At 71.2% G+C, this 20,865-nt stretch carries 17 protein-coding genes and 1 riboswitch; of the genes, 13 read left to right on the forward strand and 4 right to left on the reverse strand.

What is annotated here, in order from left to right; genetic code table 11:
* Positions 1-1,200: 1,200 nt before the first annotated feature.
* The 6 genes from KCH48_RS36210 to KCH48_RS36240 all read left to right on the forward strand — a co-directional run bounded on the left by KCH48_RS36210 (position 1,201) and on the right by KCH48_RS36240 (position 8,541).
* Positions 1,201-1,554 carry a transposase gene (locus KCH48_RS36210; RefSeq protein WP_374104748.1) on the forward strand — a complete coding sequence of 118 codons (354 nt, stop codon included), beginning with the start codon at positions 1,201-1,203 and terminating at the stop codon, positions 1,552-1,554.
* Between the two features lie 355 nt (positions 1,555-1,909).
* Positions 1,910-3,379, forward strand: coding sequence for an amino acid permease (locus KCH48_RS36215; protein WP_210581324.1), 1,470 nt, complete (start codon positions 1,910-1,912; stop codon positions 3,377-3,379).
* Positions 3,380-3,389: 10 nt separating this feature from the next.
* A complete protein-coding gene (locus KCH48_RS36220; protein WP_062713983.1) occupies positions 3,390-3,842 on the forward strand; it encodes an Lrp/AsnC family transcriptional regulator in 453 nt (150 codons plus the stop codon).
* A 103-nt stretch (positions 3,843-3,945) separates the two neighbouring features.
* Positions 3,946-5,082 (forward strand): MFS transporter, encoded by a 1,137-nt coding sequence (locus KCH48_RS36225; protein WP_307841049.1) that lies wholly within the window; start codon positions 3,946-3,948, stop codon positions 5,080-5,082.
* Between the two features lie 143 nt (positions 5,083-5,225).
* Complete coding sequence (locus KCH48_RS36230) at positions 5,226-8,156, forward strand: nitrate- and nitrite sensing domain-containing protein (protein WP_246886422.1); 2,931 nt, start codon at positions 5,226-5,228, stop codon at positions 8,154-8,156.
* Between the two features lie 7 nt (positions 8,157-8,163).
* On the forward strand, positions 8,164-8,541 hold the full coding sequence (locus KCH48_RS36240) for a DUF742 domain-containing protein (RefSeq protein ID WP_210581328.1): 378 nt from the start codon (positions 8,164-8,166) through the stop codon (positions 8,539-8,541).
* A gap of 7 nt (positions 8,542-8,548) precedes the next feature.
* On the opposite strand, the gene KCH48_RS36245 is transcribed toward KCH48_RS36240, so the two are convergent.
* Positions 8,549-9,085 (reverse strand): hypothetical protein, encoded by a 537-nt coding sequence (locus tag KCH48_RS36245; protein WP_210581330.1) that lies wholly within the window; start codon positions 9,083-9,085, stop codon positions 8,549-8,551.
* A gap of 299 nt (positions 9,086-9,384) precedes the next feature.
* On the opposite strand from KCH48_RS36245, the gene KCH48_RS36250 reads away from it, so the two are divergent.
* Both KCH48_RS36250 and KCH48_RS36255 read left to right on the forward strand, forming a co-directional pair.
* On the forward strand, positions 9,385-10,173 hold the full coding sequence (locus tag KCH48_RS36250) for a carbon-nitrogen hydrolase family protein (protein WP_210581332.1): 789 nt from the start codon (positions 9,385-9,387) through the stop codon (positions 10,171-10,173).
* Between the two features lie 49 nt (positions 10,174-10,222).
* The gene (locus KCH48_RS36255) at positions 10,223-11,920 is read left to right on the forward strand and encodes an NAD(P)/FAD-dependent oxidoreductase (RefSeq protein ID WP_210581334.1); all 1,698 of its coding nucleotides are present in this window, start codon (positions 10,223-10,225) and stop codon (positions 11,918-11,920) included.
* Between the two features lie 6 nt (positions 11,921-11,926).
* Here the strand turns inward: KCH48_RS36255 and KCH48_RS36260 are convergent, their stop codons facing one another.
* Positions 11,927-12,613, reverse strand: coding sequence for a DUF5995 family protein (locus tag KCH48_RS36260; protein WP_210581336.1), 687 nt, complete (start codon positions 12,611-12,613; stop codon positions 11,927-11,929).
* 281 nt (positions 12,614-12,894) lie between these two features.
* Between KCH48_RS36260 and KCH48_RS36265 the strand changes: the two genes are divergently transcribed.
* A complete protein-coding gene (locus KCH48_RS36265) occupies positions 12,895-14,160 on the forward strand; it encodes an alginate lyase family protein (protein ID WP_210581338.1) in 1,266 nt (421 codons plus the stop codon).
* 22 nt (positions 14,161-14,182) lie between these two features.
* Here KCH48_RS36265 and KCH48_RS36270 read toward each other — a convergent pair whose 3' ends face one another.
* Positions 14,183-15,394: an MFS transporter gene (locus KCH48_RS36270; RefSeq protein ID WP_210581340.1), complete on the reverse strand. Its 1,212-nt coding sequence runs from the start codon at positions 15,392-15,394 to the stop codon at positions 14,183-14,185.
* A gap of 109 nt (positions 15,395-15,503) precedes the next feature.
* Between KCH48_RS36270 and KCH48_RS36275 the strand changes: the two genes are divergently transcribed.
* Positions 15,504-16,874: an ROK family transcriptional regulator gene (locus KCH48_RS36275; RefSeq protein ID WP_210581342.1), complete on the forward strand. Its 1,371-nt coding sequence runs from the start codon at positions 15,504-15,506 to the stop codon at positions 16,872-16,874.
* 43 nt (positions 16,875-16,917) lie between these two features.
* Here KCH48_RS36275 and KCH48_RS36280 read toward each other — a convergent pair whose 3' ends face one another.
* A complete protein-coding gene (locus KCH48_RS36280; RefSeq protein WP_210581344.1) occupies positions 16,918-17,673 on the reverse strand; it encodes an SDR family oxidoreductase in 756 nt (251 codons plus the stop codon).
* Between the two features lie 371 nt (positions 17,674-18,044).
* A riboswitch (FMN riboswitch) is annotated at positions 18,045-18,175 on the forward strand.
* A gap of 146 nt (positions 18,176-18,321) precedes the next feature.
* On the opposite strand from KCH48_RS36280, the gene KCH48_RS36285 reads away from it, so the two are divergent.
* The 3 genes from KCH48_RS36285 to KCH48_RS36295 are packed head-to-tail and all read left to right on the forward strand — an operon-like array spanning position 18,322 to position 20,851.
* Positions 18,322-18,927: a riboflavin synthase gene (locus KCH48_RS36285; protein WP_210581346.1), complete on the forward strand. Its 606-nt coding sequence runs from the start codon at positions 18,322-18,324 to the stop codon at positions 18,925-18,927.
* The gene (locus KCH48_RS36290; protein ID WP_210581348.1) at positions 18,924-19,565 is read left to right on the forward strand and encodes a nicotinamide mononucleotide transporter family protein; all 642 of its coding nucleotides are present in this window, start codon (positions 18,924-18,926) and stop codon (positions 19,563-19,565) included. Before KCH48_RS36285 ends, KCH48_RS36290 begins: the two co-directional genes overlap by 4 nt.
* Entirely contained in the window at positions 19,562-20,851 is a 1,290-nt protein-coding gene (locus KCH48_RS36295) for a bifunctional 3,4-dihydroxy-2-butanone-4-phosphate synthase/GTP cyclohydrolase II (protein WP_210581350.1), read from the forward strand. The genes KCH48_RS36290 and KCH48_RS36295 overlap by 4 nt, the downstream gene beginning before the upstream one ends.
* Positions 20,852-20,865: the final 14 nt, after the last annotated feature.

The raw sequence follows: 20,865 nt of genomic DNA on the forward strand, positions 1-20,865 counted from the left end.
ACGTCGAGCGGGTTCTGCCCCTGGCGCGCGGCCTCCGGCCCCAGCAGCAGGGCGACACTGGTCAGCGCCGCCGCGATCAGCGCGTCGACGGCGAGGGGGCGGATCCGCATCGCAGCAGCGTAAGGCCGGTTCCGGTGGATGGGCGTCAAACTCCTGCGGTACCGCGAAAGTTGCAGGAACCGGGCGGCTACCGCGCTGGTCTGCGCCGGAGTTCAACCCCGCGTGGGACGCGGATCGTACGCGGCGGACCGTACGTTCGGGGATCACAAGGGTGCCGGACGACCACCGACACTTGGCCCGCTGACGGGGAGATTGGGTTGAAGAAAACATTCGCAACGATGGCCGCAGGTGCAGCTCTGGTCCTGGGGATCGCGACCGCGCCGCAAGCCTCTGCCGCCGGGAACGACGCGTGCACAAAGTTCGGCTGTTACACGGGGGACCCGAAGGGTTCGGGGTTCGCCCGATGGGTCGGCGACGGTGACAAGATGTGGGTGTGTGACCGGTCCGCGGACGGGAAATCCATCGTGGTTTTCGCGTACCTTGGGAGCGATTATCGCGCGTTGCCGGCCAAGTGGCATACCACTGGCGCCGGTGGCTGCACTGAGCGGTCGTACGGGAATCTCGCCGAGGGGCAGCAGATAGCGTTCTTTGCATGCCTCGGCGACTACAGTCAGAACACCGTTGACGATTCTACCTGCGGCTATGCGCGGCTGGGTACGACCTGATTGGGGCGACCGCGACCATCCTGGCGTCCGGTGCTGCCCTGATCGCACTACTGGGCGCCGCCACGGGACTGACATTGCTGTGGGTGGCGGTTGGGCTGCTCACGGGCGCCGTGCTGGTGGTGCGCACGCCGGCTCTCGTATCGGCCCCGCTGAGCTTCTTCTTCACCTTCCGTCCGCGGCGTAGGCGCGGACGGAAGGTTCCAGACGGCATCAGACCGACTGACGATCTTTCGGAGTTCGCGGGCGCTTCGTGATGACATGGCTTGCATCACGATGTCGAGGAGGGCCCGGGCTCCGAGTGGGCTGCCGCAGCCGAACCATTGACGGCTCGTCCGGCTGCGTCTGCGCGGCAGCCGCTGCCCCTGGCCGGTCCGCGTGATCATCGATGCCCAGTCCGTCAAGGGCGCGGAAACCGTATCGAACGCCACCAGGGGATGGGATCAAGGGAAGATGATCAACGGCCGGAAGCGACATCCTGCTCACCCGGCTCCATGCCGAGCACCCCGAAATCGTCCTGGTCTGGGCCGACAACGCCTACGGGGGCGAGGAGTTCACCGCCTGGGCCCAGAACACCCTCGGCATCACCATCAAGGTCGTTCCCCGTCCCGAGGACGCCAAGGGCTTTGTCGTGCTGCCCAAGAGGTGGGTGGTGGAGCGGAGCAATTCGTGGACCATGCGGGCGAGGCGCAACGCGAGGGACTACGAACGACTGATGTCCCACGCCGAAGCTCACATCCAGTGGGCGTTCATCACCCTCATGTCCCGCCGTCTGGCCCGGCAGCTCCGCCGCACCGAGGCGGTCCCGGACACCCTCGCGACAGCCGCCTGACGATCCCTCCACTGCCGTTCGGCTGCCCGCCCACTCGACGCCCACCCGAACGGGAAACCGAGGTATCACCATGCCTCATGGCGCCGGGACCTGCGGAAAGGAGATGTGACACAGCTTCTGAGGGCCCCGCACGCAACGCTCGAAAGTCGCCGTGCAACGAACGCTCACCCATCCACGATCGACGCAATGATCTTGCGGGCATGCGCAAGGTTGCTGCATTACAACGGCAACGACATTCCTCGTAGGCTGTCGCCTCGTACGTGGCGTGGCAGGGACCCCGCTCGGTGGGTCCCTGCCCGAAGGGGTGCCGCCGGTCCCTGTCGCCCCTGACCGGCAGCGATGAAGGAGCCAGCGCGTGCTCGACCAAGGCGCACCCCCGCACGACCGCAGTCAGAACGTCCCCCCTTCCTCGGGCGTCGGCGCGCGCCTGTTGCGTCGCAAGCCCGTGGAACACCTGGTCGCGGAGGGTGGCCAGGGTGAGGGAGGGTCGCTGCGCCGCTCTCTCGGACTGTGGCAGCTGACCATGATCAGCATCGGTGCCACGCTCGGCACCGGCATCTTCGTCGTGCTCGGCGACGCCGTCCCCGAGGCGGGCCCCGCGGTCACCCTCGCCTTCGTCATCGCCGGTCTCACGGCCCTGTTCTCGGCGCTGTCGTACGCGGAACTCGCGGGCAGCATCCCGGTCGCGGGCTCCTCGTACTCGTATGCGTACGCAACGATGGGCGAACTCGTCGCCTGGGTCTGCGGCTGGTGCCTGGTGCTGGAGTACGGCGTGTCCGTGGCCGCCGTCGCGGTCGGCTGGGGGGAGTACCTCAACGAGCTGCTCGACGGGACGATAGGGATCACCATCCCGGCGACGCTGTCGTCCGCGCCCGGTGAGGGCGGGATCATCAACCTGCCCGCGCTGATCGTCGTCCTGCTCGCGATGGTGTTCCTGCTCGGCGGCGTCCGGGAGTCCGCCCGCGCCAACACGATCATGGTCGCGGTGAAGATCGCCGCGCTGGTGCTGTTCTGCGCGGTCGGCTTCATGGGCTTCAAGTCCGGCAACTACGAGGACTTCATGCCGCTCGGCATGGCGGGCGTGAGTGCGGCGGGCGCCACGCTCTTCTTCTCCTACATCGGCTTCGACGCCGCCTCCACCGCCGGTGAGGAGGCGAAGAACCCCAAGAAGGACCTGCCGCGGGCGATCATGCTCTCGCTGATCATCGTCACCGCGCTGTACGTGCTCGTCGCGGCGGTCGCCGTCGGCGCCTGGAACTGGACCAAGTTCGAGGGCTCCGAGGCCTCCCTCGCCGCGATCATGAACGACGTCAGCGGCCAGAGCTACTGGGGCACCCTGCTGGCGCTCGGCGCCGTGATCTCCATCGCGAGCGTGGTCCTCACCGTGCTCTACGGCCAGACCCGCATCCTCTTCGCCATGTCCCGCGACGGCCTGGTGCCCAAGGCGCTCGGCAAGGTCCACGCCAAGACCGGCGCGCCCCGCCTCAACACGGTGATCGTCTCCCTGTTCTGCGGCGCGCTCGCCGCCCTGATCCCGCTGGGCAAGCTCGTCGACGCCACCAGCATCGGCACGCTGTTCGCCTTCGCGCTGGTCAACATCGCGGTGATCGTGCTGCGGTACAAGCGACCCGAGCTGGAGCGGACGTTCAAGGTCCCCTTCGGGCCGGTACTGCCCGTGCTGGGCTTCGGCTTCTGCGCGTACAACATGTTCAGCCTGGACTCCGTGACCTGGGTCGTCTTCGGGTGCTGGATGGCCGCCGGTCTCGTGTTCTACTTCGTGTACGGCTATCGCCGGTCCCGCCTTGCAACACCAGAAGTGAAGTGACCTTCCCGCAGTGCTGAACGATCTCGACGAACGCATCGTGCACGCCCTCGCCGAGGACGCCCGCCGCTCCTACGCCGACATCGGGCAACTGGTCGGCCTGTCCGCGCCCGCCGTGAAGCGGCGCGTGGACCGGCTGCGCGCCACCGGCGCCATCACCGGATTCACCGTACGGGTGGACCCGTCGGCGCTCGGCTGGGAGACCGAGGGGTTCGTCGAGATCTACTGCCGGCACAACACCTCGCCGGAGACCATCCGGCGGGGCCTGGAGCGCTATCAGGAGGTCGTGGCCGCGTCCACCGTCACCGGTGACGCGGACGCGGTCGTCCAGGTCTTCGCCTCCGACATGCGTCACTTCGAGCGGGTGCTGGAGCGGATCGCGGGCGAGCCGTTCGTGGAGCGGACGAAGTCGGTGCTGGTGCTGTCGCCGCTGCTGCGCCGCTTCTCGTCGGGATCGCCCACGTAACTCCGGCGTAATTCCGGGCACGCATGTGCTCGGCCGGTCTACCATCGGTGTCATGACCTGGCGACATTGATCCTCACCAGAGCCTGGCGTCCGACGGCTGACCGTGACGCTGTACGGCTATTCGTTCCTGGACGAGTTCGTCCTGCTCTACCCGGTGTACGCGCTGCTGTTCAGCGACACCGGGCTGTCGGTCTGGCAGATCTCCTCCCTCTTCGCCCTGTGGTCGATCACCGGCGTCCTGCTGGAGGTCCCCTCCGGCGCCTGGGCCGACGCCGTCTCCCGCCGGCTGCTGCTGTGGCTCGGCCCACTGCTGACCGCCGCCGGCTTCGCGCTGTGGGTGATCGTCCCGTCGTACTGGGCCTTCGCGGCCGGCTTCGTCCTGTGGGGCGCGGGTGGAGCGCTCGGCTCCGGTGCGCTGGAGGCCCTGGTCCACGATGAGCTGGGCCGGCTCGGCGTGGCCGACCGGTACGCCCGAGTCATGGGCCGGGCGCGGGCGGCGGGGCTGATCGCCGTCATGGCGGCGATGGGGATCGCCGGGCCGGTGTTCGCTTGGGGCGGTTACCCGGCCGTCGGGACGGCGAGCGTTGTGGCCTGTCTGCTCGCCGCGGCGACCGCCAGCCGGTTCCCGGAGCACCGGACGCCCCCGGAGGACGACGACAACTGGTGCGCGACTCTGCGGGCGGGGCTCGCCGAAGCCCGCGCCGACCGGTCGGTGGTCGGGGCGCTGCTGCTCGTTCCGGCCGTCACCGCGGTGTGGGGCGCGCTCGACGAGTACACGGCGCTCCTGGTGCGGGACATCGGCGTGGCGGACGAGAGCGTTCCGTACCTGCTTCTGCTGATCTGGGCGGGCGCCACGGCCGGGAGCCTGCTGGCCGGTACCGCAGAACGCCTCGGCACGGCAGGGTTCGCAGGGCTCCTCGCGGGCGCCGCGCTCGCCCTCGCCGTCGGTGCCACGGCGTCGTCCGTGGCCGGGGTCGGCCTCGTGGCCCTCGCCTTCGGCGGCTTCCAGCTGGCGACCGTGCTCGTCGACGCCCGCCTCCAGGACCGTATCGACGACAGCCGCCGGGCCACCCTGACCTCGCTCGCGGGACTCGGCACCGAGCTGGCCACGGTCGCCACGTACGGCGCGTACGCGACGATCGGCGCGACGGCCGCTCACAGCACCGCCTTCTCCGTGTTCGCGGTGCCGTACCTGGTGACAGCGGCCCTGCTGGCGGCCGGTAGAGCGGCGACGCGGTGAGGTGACGGGGCACGCCGGGCGACCACGCGGCGGGCGTTCCTGTTACTCCCGGCAACCGTTGCGTTCCCCGAGCGGCATCCCGTAAGTTGCAGGCGCCCGCATGCTACCGGCGGGTAACACCTGCGGGTAACCCTGAGGAGACCATGCGCCGGCTCATCGGCCGTCCCACCACGGTCCGCGCCCGCATCGTGGCGCTCGCACTCGCCCCGGTGGTCGCACTGATGGCGCTGTGGAGCTTCGCCATGGTGTCGGTCACCGGGGAACTGCGCGCTCTCGCCCGGGTCGAGGGGGTGTACGACGACTTCGGCACCCCCGTCGACACGGCGATCGGGCAGATCCAGATCGAACGACGGCTCGCCGCTGCCTACTTGGGCGCCGGCCACCGCACGCCGGCCGCCCTGGACCTCATGGAACAGCAGCGTCGCACCGATCACGCGGTGATCGCGCTGCGCGAGGCGGTCCGGGACGGGGACCGCGACCGGCTCTCCGACCGGCAGCGGCGGGCCCTCGACACCATGCTCGGCACCGTGGACGGACTCGACGGGCTGCGCGAGCGCGTGCTGACCCGCGAGATCTCCTGGGACCGTGCCGTCACCGAGTACGGCGCCCTCGTGGAGCCCGGGTTCGACGTTCAGTCCACGCTCACCGCGCTGCAGGCCGGGCAGCTGGCGCGGGAGGCGCAGGTCGTCATCGAGCTCGTCCGGGTACGGGAGTTCGTCTCCCGCGAGGACGCTCTTGTCGCCGGTGCGCGGGCGGCCGGCACCCTCAGCGACCGGCAGTACGACACGCTCACGGCGACCATCGAGGACCGGCGGGTCTTCCAGCGGACGTATGTGCCCGATCTGCCGTCCGACTCGCGGGCGCTCTTCGAGGAGTTCCGGCGCGGGGAGGTGCACCGTGCGCTGACCGCCGGTGAGGACGCGCTGCTGCGGGCCGGCGCCGACGGGGCGGGGCAGGCCGTCGCGGCCGACTCATGGCGGACGACGACCGACCGTGCGGTCAAGCGGTACATGGAGTTGTGCTCCGAGGCGGCGCGGAACTCCGCTGAGCGCGGGCGGGCGTTCGCCTACCGTGAGCTGGCCAAGGCCGCGGTGGTGGGTGTCGTGGGGCTGGCGGCCGTAGGGCTGTCGCTGTGGTTCGCGGTGCGCGGTGCGCGTCGGATCTCGCGTCGGCTGGAGGATCTGCGGGACGCGGCCGATCTGCTCACGACGCGTCAACTCCCGGATGTCATGGAGCGGTTGAGTGCGGACGACGAGGTGGACGCGCTCGCCGAGGCGCCGCCGCTGGCCGACGGGGAGGCGGGCGCCGACGAGATCGGTCAGGTCGGCCGGTCCTTCAACGCGGCCCGGCACGCCGCGATCGAGGCGGCCGTGCGGCAAGCCACCCTTCGCCGGGGCCAGTTCTCGGTGCTGCTCACCATCGCCCGGCGCAACCAGGCACTGGTGCACCGTCAGCTGAAACTCGTCGACACGCTGGAGCGGCGGACGAACGACCCCGACATCCTCGACCAGTTGTTCCGCATCGACCATCTGACCACCCGGATGCGGCGCCACGCGGAGGGCCTGATCATCCTCTCCGGCGCGGCGCCCGGCCGCAGATGGCGGCGTCCGGTGCCGATCGCCGACGTCGTCTCCTCCGCGGTGGGCGAGATCGAGGACTACGCGCGCGTGGAGGTGCCGCCGATGCCGCGGGTGGGCGTCTCGGCCGACGCGGTCGCCGACGTCGTCCATCTCATCGCCGAACTCGTCGAGAACGCCACGGTGTTCTCGCCGCCGCACACCCGGGTGACCATGCGCACCGGGCAGGCCCGCGGCGGCTTCGTCCTGGAGATCGACGACCGGGGTCTCGGCCTCGACCCCGACCAGCTCGACGAGGCCCGGCGCACGCTCACCGACCCGCACCACTTCGACCCGACCCGGCACGACCGACTGGGCCTGTACGTCGTGGGCCGGCTCGCGGCACGGCACGGCATCGAGGTCACGCTGTGCGGGTCGCCGTACGGCGGGACGACGGCGGTGGTGCTGCTGCCGGAGGGGGTGCTCGCCGAGGTGGACGGGCGGATGCCGGAGGCGGCGGAGGGCGGGACGTCGAGGGAGTCGGGGAGCGGGAGGTCGGGGGCGTCCGCGGTGCGGAGTGCGGGGCCGTCGGGGGCGCCGGCGTTGCGGAAGGCGCCGGGGGAGTCGGGGAGCGGGAGGTCGGCGGCGTCCGCGGTGCGGAGTGCGGGGCCGTCGGGGGCGCCGGCGTCGCGGAAGGCGCGGGGCGAGTCGGGGAGCGGGAGGTCAGGGGCGTCTGAGGTGCGGAGTGCGGGGCCGTCGGGGGCGCCGGCGTCGCGGAAGGCGCGGGAGGAGTCCGGGAGCGGGGCGGACGTGCTCGCCCTGCGGGGGCGCGACCAGGCCGGGCCCGCGCTGCCCACCCGCGTCCAGGCCACGCCCGCTCTCCCCACCCGCGTCCGTCAGGCCTCGCTCGCCGAGGGCCTGCGCGACGAAGGGCCGGCCAGGACGCGCCGGGCACCGACGTCACGCCCGACGAGATGCGGGCGATCTTCGGTGCTTTCCAGCGCGGCACCGACCGCGGACGCAAGGGCATGCCCGCCGACACCACGCAGCGAACCGACACCGAGGGGACGGACGCCGACAATGGGCCCTGACCAGAACTCCGTTCCAGAACGCGCCGGCACCGACCTCGGCTGGCTCCTCGACGACCTCGTCGCCCGGACCGATCACGTCCGCCAGGCCGTACTCCTCACCGCAGACGGCCTCCCGCTGAGCATGTCGGAGGGCATGGCGGCGAGGGACATCGAGCACCTCGCCGCCGTCTGTTCCGGCTTCCACGGGCTCGCCCGCTCGGCGGGGGAGCGGTTCGACGCGGGGCAGGTACGGCAGACGATGGTGATGCTCGACGACGCCTACCTCTTCATCACCCCGGCCGGTGACGGCACCCGGCTCGCCGTGCTCAGCGGGACACAGACCGACGTCGGACAGCTCGCCCACGAGATGGCCCTGCTCGTCCGCCGAGTCGGCCGGCATCTGGCCACCGGCGCACGGTCGGCCGCCGCCGACCCGGCAGACCCCTGATCCGCCCGTGACCGACGACGAGCACTGGTACGAGGACGAGACCGGGGCGATGGTGCGCCCCTACACCGTCACGCACGGCCGCACCCGGCCCGCGGACCACATCGACATGTTGGCGCAGGTCACGGCCCTGCAACCGGACGGCGGACCGCCAGGCGTCGACCACGCGCGAGCCTCCCTGCTCGCCCTGGCGCACCACGGCCCCCGCCCGGTCGTCGAGCTCGCCGCGGACGCCGACCTGCCGCTGACCGTCGTACGCGTACTGCTCGGGGATCTGGCCGAGGCCGGACTCGTACGCATCGACGAACCGCGGCGGGCGGGGCCGGACGGTCCCGCCGCCGACCCCGAGCTGCTGCGGGTGATCGTCGCGCGGCTGCGCGAGATCTAGACGAGATCTAGAAACGCGGCTGCCAGGGCACGACCCTGAAGTCGCCCGTGCCCTTCTTCACCCGCTCGAACGGCGCCGAGCTCACGCACTTGGGCAGGTCCTTCGGACCCAGGTCCTCGGTCGTCGCCCAGCTGTAGCCGAGCCGGTCGGTGCCGCCGGTGTCGTGGACGGTGATGCCCACGCGGGTGCCCTTCGCGCCGTCGAGGTCGGTGTCCGTGACGATTCCGGACACGACGGCCACCTTGCCGCCGGTGACCAGGCAGTCGACCTTCGCCTTCGCCCAGGCACCCTTCCCGTCGATGTAGTGGCTCCACTCGAAGGTGCCGGTCGCCTTCATCGGGTTGTCGTTGTCCTTCGCCGCCAGATGCGCGTCGAAGGTGAAGGTGATGTCGTCCCCGGCGACGCGGTAGAGCTTCGCGGTGCCGGTGAGCGCGGCGGCCTCGCGCCGCTTGTCCGTGTCATCACCGGCAGTGGCCGATCCCGCCGCCCCGGCGGTGAGCAGCAGCGCGGCGCCGAGCACGGCGGTCTTCGTACGGCGGTTCATGGTGGTCCTTTCCGCAGGTCAACCGGACGCTCACCACTCTCGCCGGGCGGCGCCCGCGCCACATCGCGCCAGGGGCGGCACCCTGCCTCCGCCGTCCGGCGGGGACACCGCGGTGATCTGCGCCTCAGGGGGTACCGGACCTCCGCCCGAGGTCGCGCAACGAATCGACGCCGGAGCCGGAACGGACGCAACAATCCGCTCACTGACGCGCAACGGCTCCTCCTTGTCCGCCCGAGCCGGCCGCCCGTACCGTCTACGTGGCCCCCACAACCACCCTTCCGTCCCGGTGAGGATCACGCATGCGCACCGCCCTGCTCCAGAGCTCCGGCCGTCCCGGCTCCGTCGCCGAGAACCTCAAGGTCCTCGACGAGGCCGCGGGCCGGGCGGCGGACGCCGGTGCCGGGCTGCTGGTGGCGCCGGAGATGTTCCTGACCGGGTACGCCATCGGCGACGACATCGCCCGCCTCGCCGAACCCGCGGACGGCGACTGGGCCGACGCCGTCGCCGAGACCGCCACCCGGCACGGCCTCGCGATCGCCTACGGCTACCCCGAGCGCTCCGGCGAGACCGTCTTCAACTCCGCCCAGCTGATCTCCGCCGACGGCACCCGGCTCGCGAACTACCGCAAGACCCACCTCTTCGGCTGCTTCGAGCGCGACCACTTCACCCCGGGCGAGCAGCCGGTCGTCCAGGCCGAACTGAACGGCCTCCGCGTCGGCCTCATGATCTGCTACGACGTCGAGTTCCCGGAGAACGTCCGCGCCCACGCCCTCGCCGGCACCGACCTCCTCCTGGTGCCGACCGCGCAGATGCACCCGTTCCAGTTCGTCGCCGAGTCCGTGGTCCCGGTGCGGGCCTTCGAGAACCAGATGTACGTCGCGTACGTCAACCGGGTCGGCCAGGAAGGCGAGTTCGAGTTCGTCGGGCTCTCCACGCTGGCCGGCCCCGACGGCATCGCCCGCACCCGCGCCGGCCGCGGCGAGGAGCTGCTGCTCGCGGACGTCGACCCGGCCTTCCTCGCCGCCTCCCGCGAGGCCAACCCGTATCTGAAGGACCGCCGCCCCGGCCTCTACGGGTCCCTGGTCTGAAATCCCCTGATCTTCCCGCAGTTCTTTCCGCGCAAGGAGTCCGCACCCCATGACGTCCACGGTGCCCAACGCCGTCCAGCACGCCGACGCGCAGCAGCCGCCGATCACCATGTTCGGTCCGGACTTCCCGTACGCGTACGACGACTTCCTCGCCCACCCGGCGGGCCTCGGCCAGATACCCGCGACCGAGCACGGCACCGAGGTCGCGGTGATCGGCGGCGGGCTGTCCGGCATCGTGGCCGCCTACGAGCTGATGAAGATGGGCCTCAAGCCCGTGGTCTACGAGGCCGACCGGATCGGCGGCCGGCTGCGGACCGTCGGTTTCGACGGCTGCGACCCTTCCCTCACCGCCGAGATGGGCGCGATGCGGTTCCCGCCGTCCTCCACGGCGCTCCAGCACTACATCGACCTGGTGGGTCTGGAGACCCGGCCCTTCCCCAACCCCCTCGCGGAGGCGACCCCTTCGACGGTCGTCGACCTCAAGGGCGAGTCGCACTACGCCGAGACGGTCGACGACCTGCCGCAGGTCTACCGGGACGTCGCCGAAGCCTGGAACAGGTGCCTGGAAGAGGGCGCCGACTTCTCCGACATGAACCGCGCCCTGCGCGAGCGCGACGTGCCGCGCATCCGGGAGATCTGGGCGAAGCTCGTCGAGAGGCTCGACAACCAGACCTTCTACGGCTTCCTCTGCGACTCCGAGGCCTTCAGGTCCTTCCGGCACCGCGAGATCTTCGGCCAGGTCGGCTTCGGCACCGGCGGCTGGGACACCGACTTCCCCAACTCGATCCTGGAGATCCTGCGGGTCGTCTACACCGAGGCCGACGACCACCACCGCGGCATCGTCGGCGGCTCGCAGCAACTGCCGCTCAGGCTCTGGGAGCGCGAGCCGGAGAAGATCGTGCACTGGGCGTACGGCACCTCGCTGAAGTCCCTGCACGAGGGCGGTGAACCGCGCCCCGCCGTGACCCGCCTGCACCGCACCGCCGGCAACCACATCACCGTCACCGACGCGAACGGCGACATCCGCACCTTCAAGGCGGCCGTCTTCACCGCGCAGTCCTGGATGCTGCTGTCGAAAATCGCCTGCGACGACTCGCTCTTCCCGATCGACCACTGGACCGCCATCGAGCGCACCCACTACATGGAGAGCTCCAAGCTCTTCGTCCCCGTCGACCGGCCCTTCTGGCTCGACAAGGACGAGGAGACCGGGCGGGACGTCATGTCGATGACCCTCACCGACCGTATGACGCGCGGGACTTACCTCCTCGACGACGGCCCCGACAGGCCCGCGGTGATCTGTCTGTCGTACACCTGGTGCGACGACAGCCTGAAGTGGCTGCCGCTGTCCGCGAACGAGCGGATGGAGGTCATGCTGAAGTCGCTGGGCGAGATCTATCCGAAGGTCGACATCAGGAAGCACATCATCGGCAACCCGGTGACGGTGTCCTGGGAGAACGAGCCCTACTTCATGGGCGCGTTCAAGGCCAACCTGCCCGGTCACTACCGCTACCAGCGGCGCCTGTTCACGCACTTCATGCAGGACCGGCTGCCCGAGGACAAGCGGGGCATCTTCCTGGCCGGCGACGACATCTCCTGGACGGCGGGCTGGGCCGAGGGCGCGATCCAGACCGCGCTGAACGCGGTGTGGGGCGTCATGCACCACTTCGGCGGGGCGACCGACGCGACCAACCCCGGCCCGGGCGACGTGTACGACGAGATCGCGCCGGTGGAGCTTCCGGAGGACTGACCCGGGTCAGTCGGGCAGCGGGGTGAGCAGCATCCGTCCCGCGAACCCCACCACCGCGTCCAGCCGCTCGGTGAACTCCTCGGCGACATCGGGGAGTTCACGCAGCGCCCACAGTGCCCGGGCCGTCGACCAGGTGGCGTCCCGGGCCCGCTCCAGGCTCCAGGAGCCGAGCAGATGGGTGAGCGGGTCGGCGATCTGGAGGAGATCGGGGCCCGGCATCAGATCTTCGCGGATGCGTTCCTCCAGCGAGACCAGGAGATCACCCACGCGGTCGAACTCGTCCTCCAGCTCGGCGGGTTCGCAGTCGAGCGTACGACAGGCGTCCACGACCGCGAGCGCGAGATCGTGACCGATGTGCGCGTTGATGCCCGCCAGCGCGAACTGCAGCGGACGTACCCCGGGATGGCGGCGGTACTGGAACAGGGGCCGCCAGCAGGCCGGCGGGCGCCGCTCGCCGGCGACCGCGTCCACGGCCGCCAAGTACCGCTCCGCGAACCGCACATCCAGCGTGATCGCGGCCCGCGCGTCGGGGAACCGGCCCGCGTCGATACGCCGGTCCACGGCCTCCGTGACGGTGAGGTAGACGCGGTTGAACACGGCGAGCCCGTCCCGCTCGGGCAGGGCCGCGTCGAGGGCGCGCATGCGGGAGACGACCGTGTCGACGGGTGTGGTGATCTGTTCCGATTGCGCCATGCACGCAGGGTCCCAGTCCTAGGCCGGCCGGGGTACCGGCGGGCCCGGCGCTTCCCCGGAATGGGGTAACGCGCCCGTCGCCTGCCCACACGCAGGGCCCCGAGCGCGGAGGCGCCGCCCGGCGTGGCGCCATGGTCGCGGCGGCCTGCGTCGTGGTCGCCGTCGGTGCGTCGCGACTCTGTACATGAAGACCGCCCGAGCCATTGTCACTTGTACCTGCCGGTCTTACGCTCACTCAGTCCTGCTCATGAACGACGTTCACATCCGTGATCGGAGGCTCGATGAGTGCAAGACAACGCCTGAGCGTCCTGCTGACCGCGGCGGCCGTGCTCGCCGCTGGGATCGTCCCGGCCGCCGCCGAGTACACGGCTCCCAAGGTCCCGGAGACGGCCGTACTCGACGGCACCCGCCTCCAGCAGACGAAGATCCGGCTCGACCGCGGTGACCCTCAACTCCGCCGTACCCTGCGGGACTTGACCGCCCGCGCCGACCGTTGGCTGGACAAGGGCCCCTGGACGGTCGTCGACAAGCCGAAGCCCGCGCCCGGCGGCGACGTCCACGACTACCTGAGCCAGGCGCCCTACTGGTGGCCCACCAAGCCCCCCACCGCCGACAACCCCTGGGGCTGCCCCTACGTCCAGCGCGACGGCGAGCGCAACCCCGAGGTGGACAGCGGCACCGACCGCCAAGACGTCGAGAAGGTCTTCGACTCGACGTACGACCTCGCGCTCGCCTGGTACTACACGGGCCGGCAGCGGTACGCCGAGAAGGCCGGACGCATTCTGCGCACCTGGTTCCTCGACCCGGCCACCCGGATGAACCCGAACCTGAACCACGCGCAGTTCATCCCCTGCAAGTACGACGGCCGGGCGATCGGCATCATCGACTTCTCGCAGTCGTACACCGCCGTCGTCGACGCGCTGGCGATCCTCCGCACGGGCGCCCCCGGCTGGACGAAGGCCGACCGCACGAGGATGGACCGCTGGAACGCCGATTTCCTCGACTGGCTGAAGAACAGCGACTTCGGCAAGCAGGAGGCCGCCGCGACCAACAATCACGGCACGTTCTACGACATGCAGCTCGCCGCCCTCGCGCACGCGACCGGCGACAAGGGACTGGCCCGCAAGACCGTCCGCGAGGCGGGCCCCCGGCGCATCGATCCGCAGATCGCGGCCGACGGCAGCCAGCCGCAGGAGCTGACCCGCACCCGCAGCTGGCACTACTCGACCTTCGACCTCGTCGCCTACACCCGGCTCGCGGCCATCGGCCGGAACCTAGGCGTGAACCTGTGGGCCCATCAAGGTCCGGACGGGCAGAGCCTGTTCAAGGCGGTGCGGTACCTGCTGCCGGCCGCGACGGGCGCCGAGGCGTGGCCGCACCCGGAGATGGAGTTCCACCGCTACGCGGCGACCGACGTCGTACACGCGGCGGCCGACGCGGGCGACGCCCGGGCGCGGCAGGCCGTGCCGCTGCTGGAGGCGCCGCCCGGCGGTGACCTGTGGACGCTGCGCCCGGCGGCCGAGCAACTGGACTCGATCGCGGGGTGACCGGACCGGACTGGTGACCGTGTCAGGGCCGGGGGTCGGGAACCGCCGTGTCCGGCGCGCTGACCTTCGGCCGGTCGCGGTCGCCCGCGCGCAGCACGCCGGCGAAGGCGACGAGTCCGCCGGACAGGACGGTCACCAGTCCGAACGACACGACCAGGCTGGTCAGCTGGGCCAGCGTGCCGATAGCGCTGGGCGCGATCAGGCCCGAGGTGTACGTGATCGTCGCGACGCCCGCGATGGCCAGACTGGGGTTGGACCCGCTGCGGCCCGCCGCGGCGAAGCACAGCGGGACGACCACGGCGATGCCCAGGCCCATCAGCGCGAAGCCGCTCATCGCCGCCGCCGGATGATCCGAGACGACGATCAGCAGCCCGCCGAGGACGGCGAGGACGCCGCTCGTGCGCACCGTGCGCACCGTGCCGTACCGGTCCACGACCTTGTCCCCGGCGATCCGGGCGATCGCCATGGTGAGCGTGAAGCCCGTCGTGCAGGCCGCCGCCAGACCGGCCGAGGCCTCCAACTGGTCACGCAGATAGACCGCCGACCAGTCCAGGCTCGCGCCCTCCGCGAACACCGCGCAGAACCCGACCGCGCCGATCAGCAGCGCCGACCTGGGCGGCAGGGCGAAGCGGGGCGGCGGCTCCTCGTCCTCGGCGGGCTGGAGGTCGAGGACCCAGGCGCAGGCGACCACGCCGAGTACGGTCAGCACGGCCGCCGCCAGTGCGTGATGCAGCCGGGCGTCCGCGCCGAGGTGCGCGGCGAGCGTGCCCCCCGCCGAGCCGATCAGGGCACCCGCGCTCCACATGCCGTGCAGGCCGGACATGATCGAGCGGCCCAGACGGTTCTCGACCTCGACGCCGAGCGCGTTCATCGCCACGTCCGCCATGCCCGCCGTGGCGCCGTACGTGAACAGGGCCAGGCACAGCGTCAGCAGGTTCGGGGCGAGGGCGGGCAGGACCAGCGAGAGCGTCCACAGCGCGATCAGGCCGCGCAGCGCGTTCCGGGCGCCGAAGCGGTGGCTGATCCGGCCCGCGAGCGGCATCGCGACGGAGGCGCCGAGCGCCGGAAAGGCCAGCGCGAGCCCCAACTGGCCCGCGCTCACCCCCGCATGGTCCTGGATCCAGGGCACCCGGGTCGCGAAGGAGCCGGTGACGGCGCCGTGCACGGCGAAGACGGCGGCCACGGCATACCGGGCCCGCCTCACCTCACGTAGGTCGTACACCACTGCACTCATTCTGCGGCCCCTCCCTGGCTCATGGTTCCCGCTCGCGCCGCGTAAACTATCAGGAACCCTGCCTGATAGATAGCGGATTACCGGCCGCCCGATCTGGAAGGATCCCGGCATGCCCGCATCCCCGAGTACCGCCCGAGCCATCAACGACCGGCTCGCCCTGCGTCTGCTCCAGCAGGAGGGCCCCTTGACGGCGGGGCAGTTGAAGCAGCTGACCGGCCTGTCCCGGCCGAGCGTCGCCGACCTCGTCGAACGCCTCACCGCCGCCGGACTGATCGAGGTGGTGGGGGAGTCGGGCGAGCAGCGGCGCGGGCCGAACGCGAAGGTGTACGGGATCGTCGCCGACCGGGCCCAGCTGGCCGCGCTCGACGTCCGCACCGAGGGCGTCTCCGTCGTCGTCTCCGACCTGCTCGGCAGAGTGCTGGCCGAGGCGTCCGTGCCGATCGGCGACGACGCCGGTACGGGACCGGCGGTGGAGCAGGCGGTGACCCTGGTCGAGCGCGCGGTGAAGGAGGCCGGGACGCTGGCGGCGCCTCCGCGCGCGCCTGCCCAGGAGTGGGGGCGGCTGCACACCGTGGGGATCGGCGCGCCCGGCCTGATCGACCCGGCCGACGGTGAACTCCGGAACTCCTCGGGCCTGCCGGAGTGGCATCGCCGACTGGTGGCCGCCCTCCAGGAACGCTTCCCCGACGCCCGCGTCAACGTCGAGAACGAGACCAACCTCGCCGCCCTGGCCGAGATGCGCGACGGCGCCGCCCGGGACCGCGACACCTTCGTCCTGCTCTGGCTCGGCATGGGCATCGGCGCCGCCGTCGTCCTCGACGGCCGCCTCCGCCGCGGTGCCTCCGGCGGCACCGGCGAACTCGGCTTCCTGCCGGTACCGGGCACCACCGGTCTGCCCTCGGCGACCGACTGCGAGGGCGGCTTCCACTCCCTGGCCGGCGCGGCGGCGATCGCGACACTGGCGGTGGAACACGGGGTCACGGCATCCGGAACGGCGGCGATCGCGACGCCGGCGGCCGAGCACGGGGCCACGGCGTCCGGCGCGGCCGACGAGCCGCGTGCGGTGCGGCTGGTGCGGGCGGCGGTGGGGCGGGCGACGAGGGTGGCGGCCGGGGAAGGCCTGGTCGGCGCGAGCGGGCACGAAGTCGACGGCGATGCCGACCGCACTGGAGGTACCGACCACGCGACCGCCGACGTCGAAGCAGCCCACCGCTTCCTCGACGCCCTCGCCGACCGCGTGGTCCTCGGCGTCGCCGCCGTCGTCTCCGTCCTGGACCCCGGTTGTGTGGTGCTGGCGGGCGAGGTCGGCCGGGCGGGCGGGGATGAGCTGGCGGCCCGGGTGCAGCGGCGGCTCGCCCGGATGTCGCCGCTGCCCACGGAGGTACGCGCCAGCAGCCTCGGCGGTGGCGCGGTGCTGCGCGGGGCCCTGCTGACCGCTCGCGACCGGGCTCAGGAGGAGTTGTTCGCGCCGGGGGAGTAGTGACCGGCGCTCACCCGAGAGCGGTAGCCGACGGTCGCGGTGCTCACGACGGTTGCCCCGCTCCGAACCGAGCCGCGAGGTACTCCTCGAACGTCCCCTTCCCCACGGACAGTTCCGGCGTGAGATGCCCGCCCGCACGGAACGCCCGGTAAGCCTTGCCCGCCAGCGGCACGTTCACGATCCGCCGCTTGCGCCCGGTCGCCGCCAGATACGCGCGGGCCAGCGCTTCCAAGGACCGCACCTCCGGTCCTCCCATGTCCTCGACGCGCCCGGCGGGAGCCCCCGCGGCCAGCTCGGCGAGCCGGTTCGCGACCTCGGCCACCTCGATCGGCTGGTCGGAGACACCGGCCGGCAGCAGCATCACGGGCGGCTTGGCCAGCGTCCCGAACACCTGCGCCAGCAGATCGTGGAACTGGGTCGTCCGCAGCACCGTCCAGTCCAGCCCCGAGTCCCCGACGAGCCTCTCCACGGCGAGCTTGGACTTGTAGTAGCCGAACGGCACCCGGTCCACGCCGACGATCGAGATGTAGACCAGGTGGCCCACGCCGGCCCGGTGCGCGGCCGCGATGAGACGCTCCGCCGCCTGCTCGTCACCGCCGCGCGGACTGGAGGCGCAGTGCACGATCGTGTCCACACCCGCGACGGCCGCGTCCAGTGTGGTGCCGCCCTCGCGCAGATCGACGGCGTACGGCCGGCTGTGCCTGCTGAGCACCCGCACCTCGTGCCCGTCCGCTCGCAGCCGCTCGGTGACGTGCCGGCCGAGCGTTCCGGTACCCCCGGTCACCAGGATCGTGGTCATGCTGCTTCAGTCCCTTCCGCGCCGGGCGCTCCCGGCTGGAGCGGCGCCGAGCTGACGTCGTAAGAACACCAGCTTCTCGGGGTTCACCACAGCCCGCATCCCTATATGAACGACCTGACCAGTGGCCACACTAACGGGACTGGGAGGGCCCGACGACGGGCAAGGGCCGTCGTCACCGCCGCCGGGCCGGTCTGCTCGGGATGAGACCTTGGCACAGGAGCCTAGAAAGGACTAGACCACTACGTCAATAGGTATGGACCAATCTCGAGTGGGCTCGAGGGGCTCTCCAGGCGCACCGTCTGTGAGCCACTGCACACCCTTCACCCGTATGGACCTCGATCAGGCGTGGCACACTGGCTCTGTACCAGAAGCAGCGCACTCCGGGGTCGGTGAAAGTCCGAACCGGCGGTTACAGTCCGCGACCCGATCGCCTCCAGCGATCGGTTGACCAGGTGAAATTCCTGGACCGACGGTTAAAGTCCGGATGGGAGGCAGTGCGCGGCGGGCGGGCATTCGTGCGCGCCGCCGATCTAGCTCGTCCCCTCGGGGACGGGTCCGTCCGGCGTCGCCCCAGTGCCGCAGTCCGTACATTCTGTCGTCATCGACAGCCCCGGAGTCCGTGCCCGAAGAGGCAGGAGGACCCGGGAAGTGTTCACCGGAATCGTCGAAGAGCTGGGCGAGATCACCGCCGTCGAGAACCTCGGCGACGCCTCCCGCTTCCGGCTGCGCGGCCCCGTCGTCACCGAGGGCGCGAAGCACGGCGACTCCATCGCCGTGAACGGTGTCTGTCTCACCGTCGTCGACCACGAGGGCGACGAGTTCACCGCCGACGTCATGGCCGAGACACTGAACCGCTCCAGCCTGGGCATCCTCGCCGCAGGCTCCCGCGTCAACCTCGAACGCCCCACCGCGGTCGGCGCACGCCTCGGCGGCCACATCGTGCAGGGCCATGTCGACGGCACCGGCGAGATCCTGGAGCGCAAGCCGTCCGACAACTGGGAGATCGTGAAGATCTCCCTCCCCGCGGACCTCACGCGCTATGTCGTCGAGAAGGGCTCCATCACCGTCGACGGCATCAGCCTCACCGTCGTCGACGCGGGCCCCGACCACTTCTCCGTCAGCCTGATCCCCACCACCCTCGCCCTGACCACGCTCGGCCTCAAGCAGCCCGGCGACCCGGTCAACCTCGAGGTCGACATCATCGCCAAGTACGTCGAGCGGCTGCTCGCGACGGGCCAGGGGGCGGGCCGGTGAACTGGCTGAACTCCGAGGCGTTCGTCCTCTTCGACCAGCACATCATCTGGTCGGACATGGTCGGCAACATCTTCGGCCTGATCGCCCTCGCCCTGGGCTGGCGGCGCTCCCTGTGGACCTGGCCGGTGCAGTTCGCCGCCGGCCTCATCCTCTTCGGCGCCTTCTTCGGCCATCTGACGGGCAGCGCCGGCAAGCAGGCGGTCGTCATGGCCGTCGCGCTGTACGGCTGGTGGCAGTGGCAGCGCGGCAAGGACCGCGCGGCGGACGGCCACATCTCCGTCCGGTTCGCCACCTGGCGCGAGCGCGCGGCGATGATCGCCGCCGCCGCGGCGGGCACGGTCGCGGTGGCCCTGCTCTTCAAGGCATACCCGACCCTGTCCTGGGACCCTTGGCCGGACGCGTACATCTTCGTCGGCACGATCGTCGCCATGTACGCCCAGGCCCGCGGCATGGTCGAGTTCTGGTTCGCCTGGCTGCTCGTCGACCTGGTCGGCGTGCCGCTCAACTTCGCCAACGGCTACGCCTTCTCCGGCTTCGTCTACGTCATCTACGGCGCACTCGTCCTGTGGGGCATGCGCGACTGGTGGCTGCGCTCCCGCGAGGACGCGCGGCCCGTTCTGGAAGGAGCGCCGGCATGACCGCGGCACCGATCCTTTACAGCACCGACAACATCGAGGACTGGTCACTCGACCCGATCGAGCAGGCCATCGCCGACATCGCCGCCGGCCGCCCGGTCGTGGTCGTCGACGACGAGGACCGGGAGAACGAGGGCGACCTCGTCATCGCGGCCGAGATGGCGACCCCCGAGATCGTCGCCTTCATGATGAGCGAGTGCCGTGGCCTGATCTGCGCTCCCATGGAGGGCGGTGAGCTGGACCGGCTGCGGCTGCCGCAGATGGTCGACGACAACACCGAGTCCATGAAGACCGCGTTCACCGTCTCCGTGGACGCCTCCGCCGCGCACGGCGTGACCACCGGCATCTCCGCCGCCGACCGCGCCACCACCCTGCAACTCCTCGCGAGCGGCGAAGCCCAGGCCGACGACCTCGTCCGCCCCGGCCACATCTTCCCGCTGCGCGCCCGGCCCGGCGGCGTGCTGGTCCGCAATGGCCACACCGAGGCCGCCGTCGACCTCGCCCGCCTGGCGGGCCTGCGCCCGGCCGGCGCGATCGTCGAGATCGCGGGAGAGGACGGCCGTATGCTCCGCCTCCCCGAACTGATCCCGTTCGCCCGCAAGCACGGCCTGACGATCATCTCCATCGAGGACCTGATCGCCTACCGCCGCTCCTCGGAGCCCACCGTCCGCCGCGAGGCCGAGACCCAACTCCCCACCGCCTTCGGCGACTTCACGGCGTACGGCTACCGCTCCACCGTCGACGGCGTCGAGCACGTCGCCCTGGTGCACGGCGACATCGGCGACGGCGAGGACGTCGTCGTCCGCGTCCACTCCGAATGCCTCACCGGCGACATCTTCCACTCCCTGCGCTGCGACTGCGGCCCCCAGCTGGGCGCCTCCCTGGAGCGCATCCAGGCCGAGGGCAGGGGAGTGGTGGTCTATCTGCGCGGCCACGAGGGCCGCGGCATCGGGCTGCTGTCCAAACTGCGGGCGTACGAGCTTCAGGAGCGGGGCCGCGACACCCTCGACGCCAACCTGGAACTCGGCCTGCCCGCCGACGCCCGGGACTACGGCGCCGGCGCGCAGATCCTCGAGGACCTCGGCGTCCGCAGCGTGCGTCTGATGACCAACAACCCCGACAAGACCGACGCGCTCGTCCGGCACGGCCTCAAGGTCAACGGCCGCGAGCCGATGCCCGTACAGGCGGGCGAGCACAACCTCCGCTACCTGCGCACCAAGCGGGACCGGATGGGGCACGACCTGCCCTGGCTGGACACGCCTGCCGTGTCCACCTGCGGCAACCAGTAAGAACAGAACCGAGG

Origin of the sequence: Streptomyces sp. GESEQ-4, assembly GCF_017948455.1 — a bacterium.
Classification (GTDB): domain Bacteria; phylum Actinomycetota; class Actinomycetes; order Streptomycetales; family Streptomycetaceae; genus Streptomyces.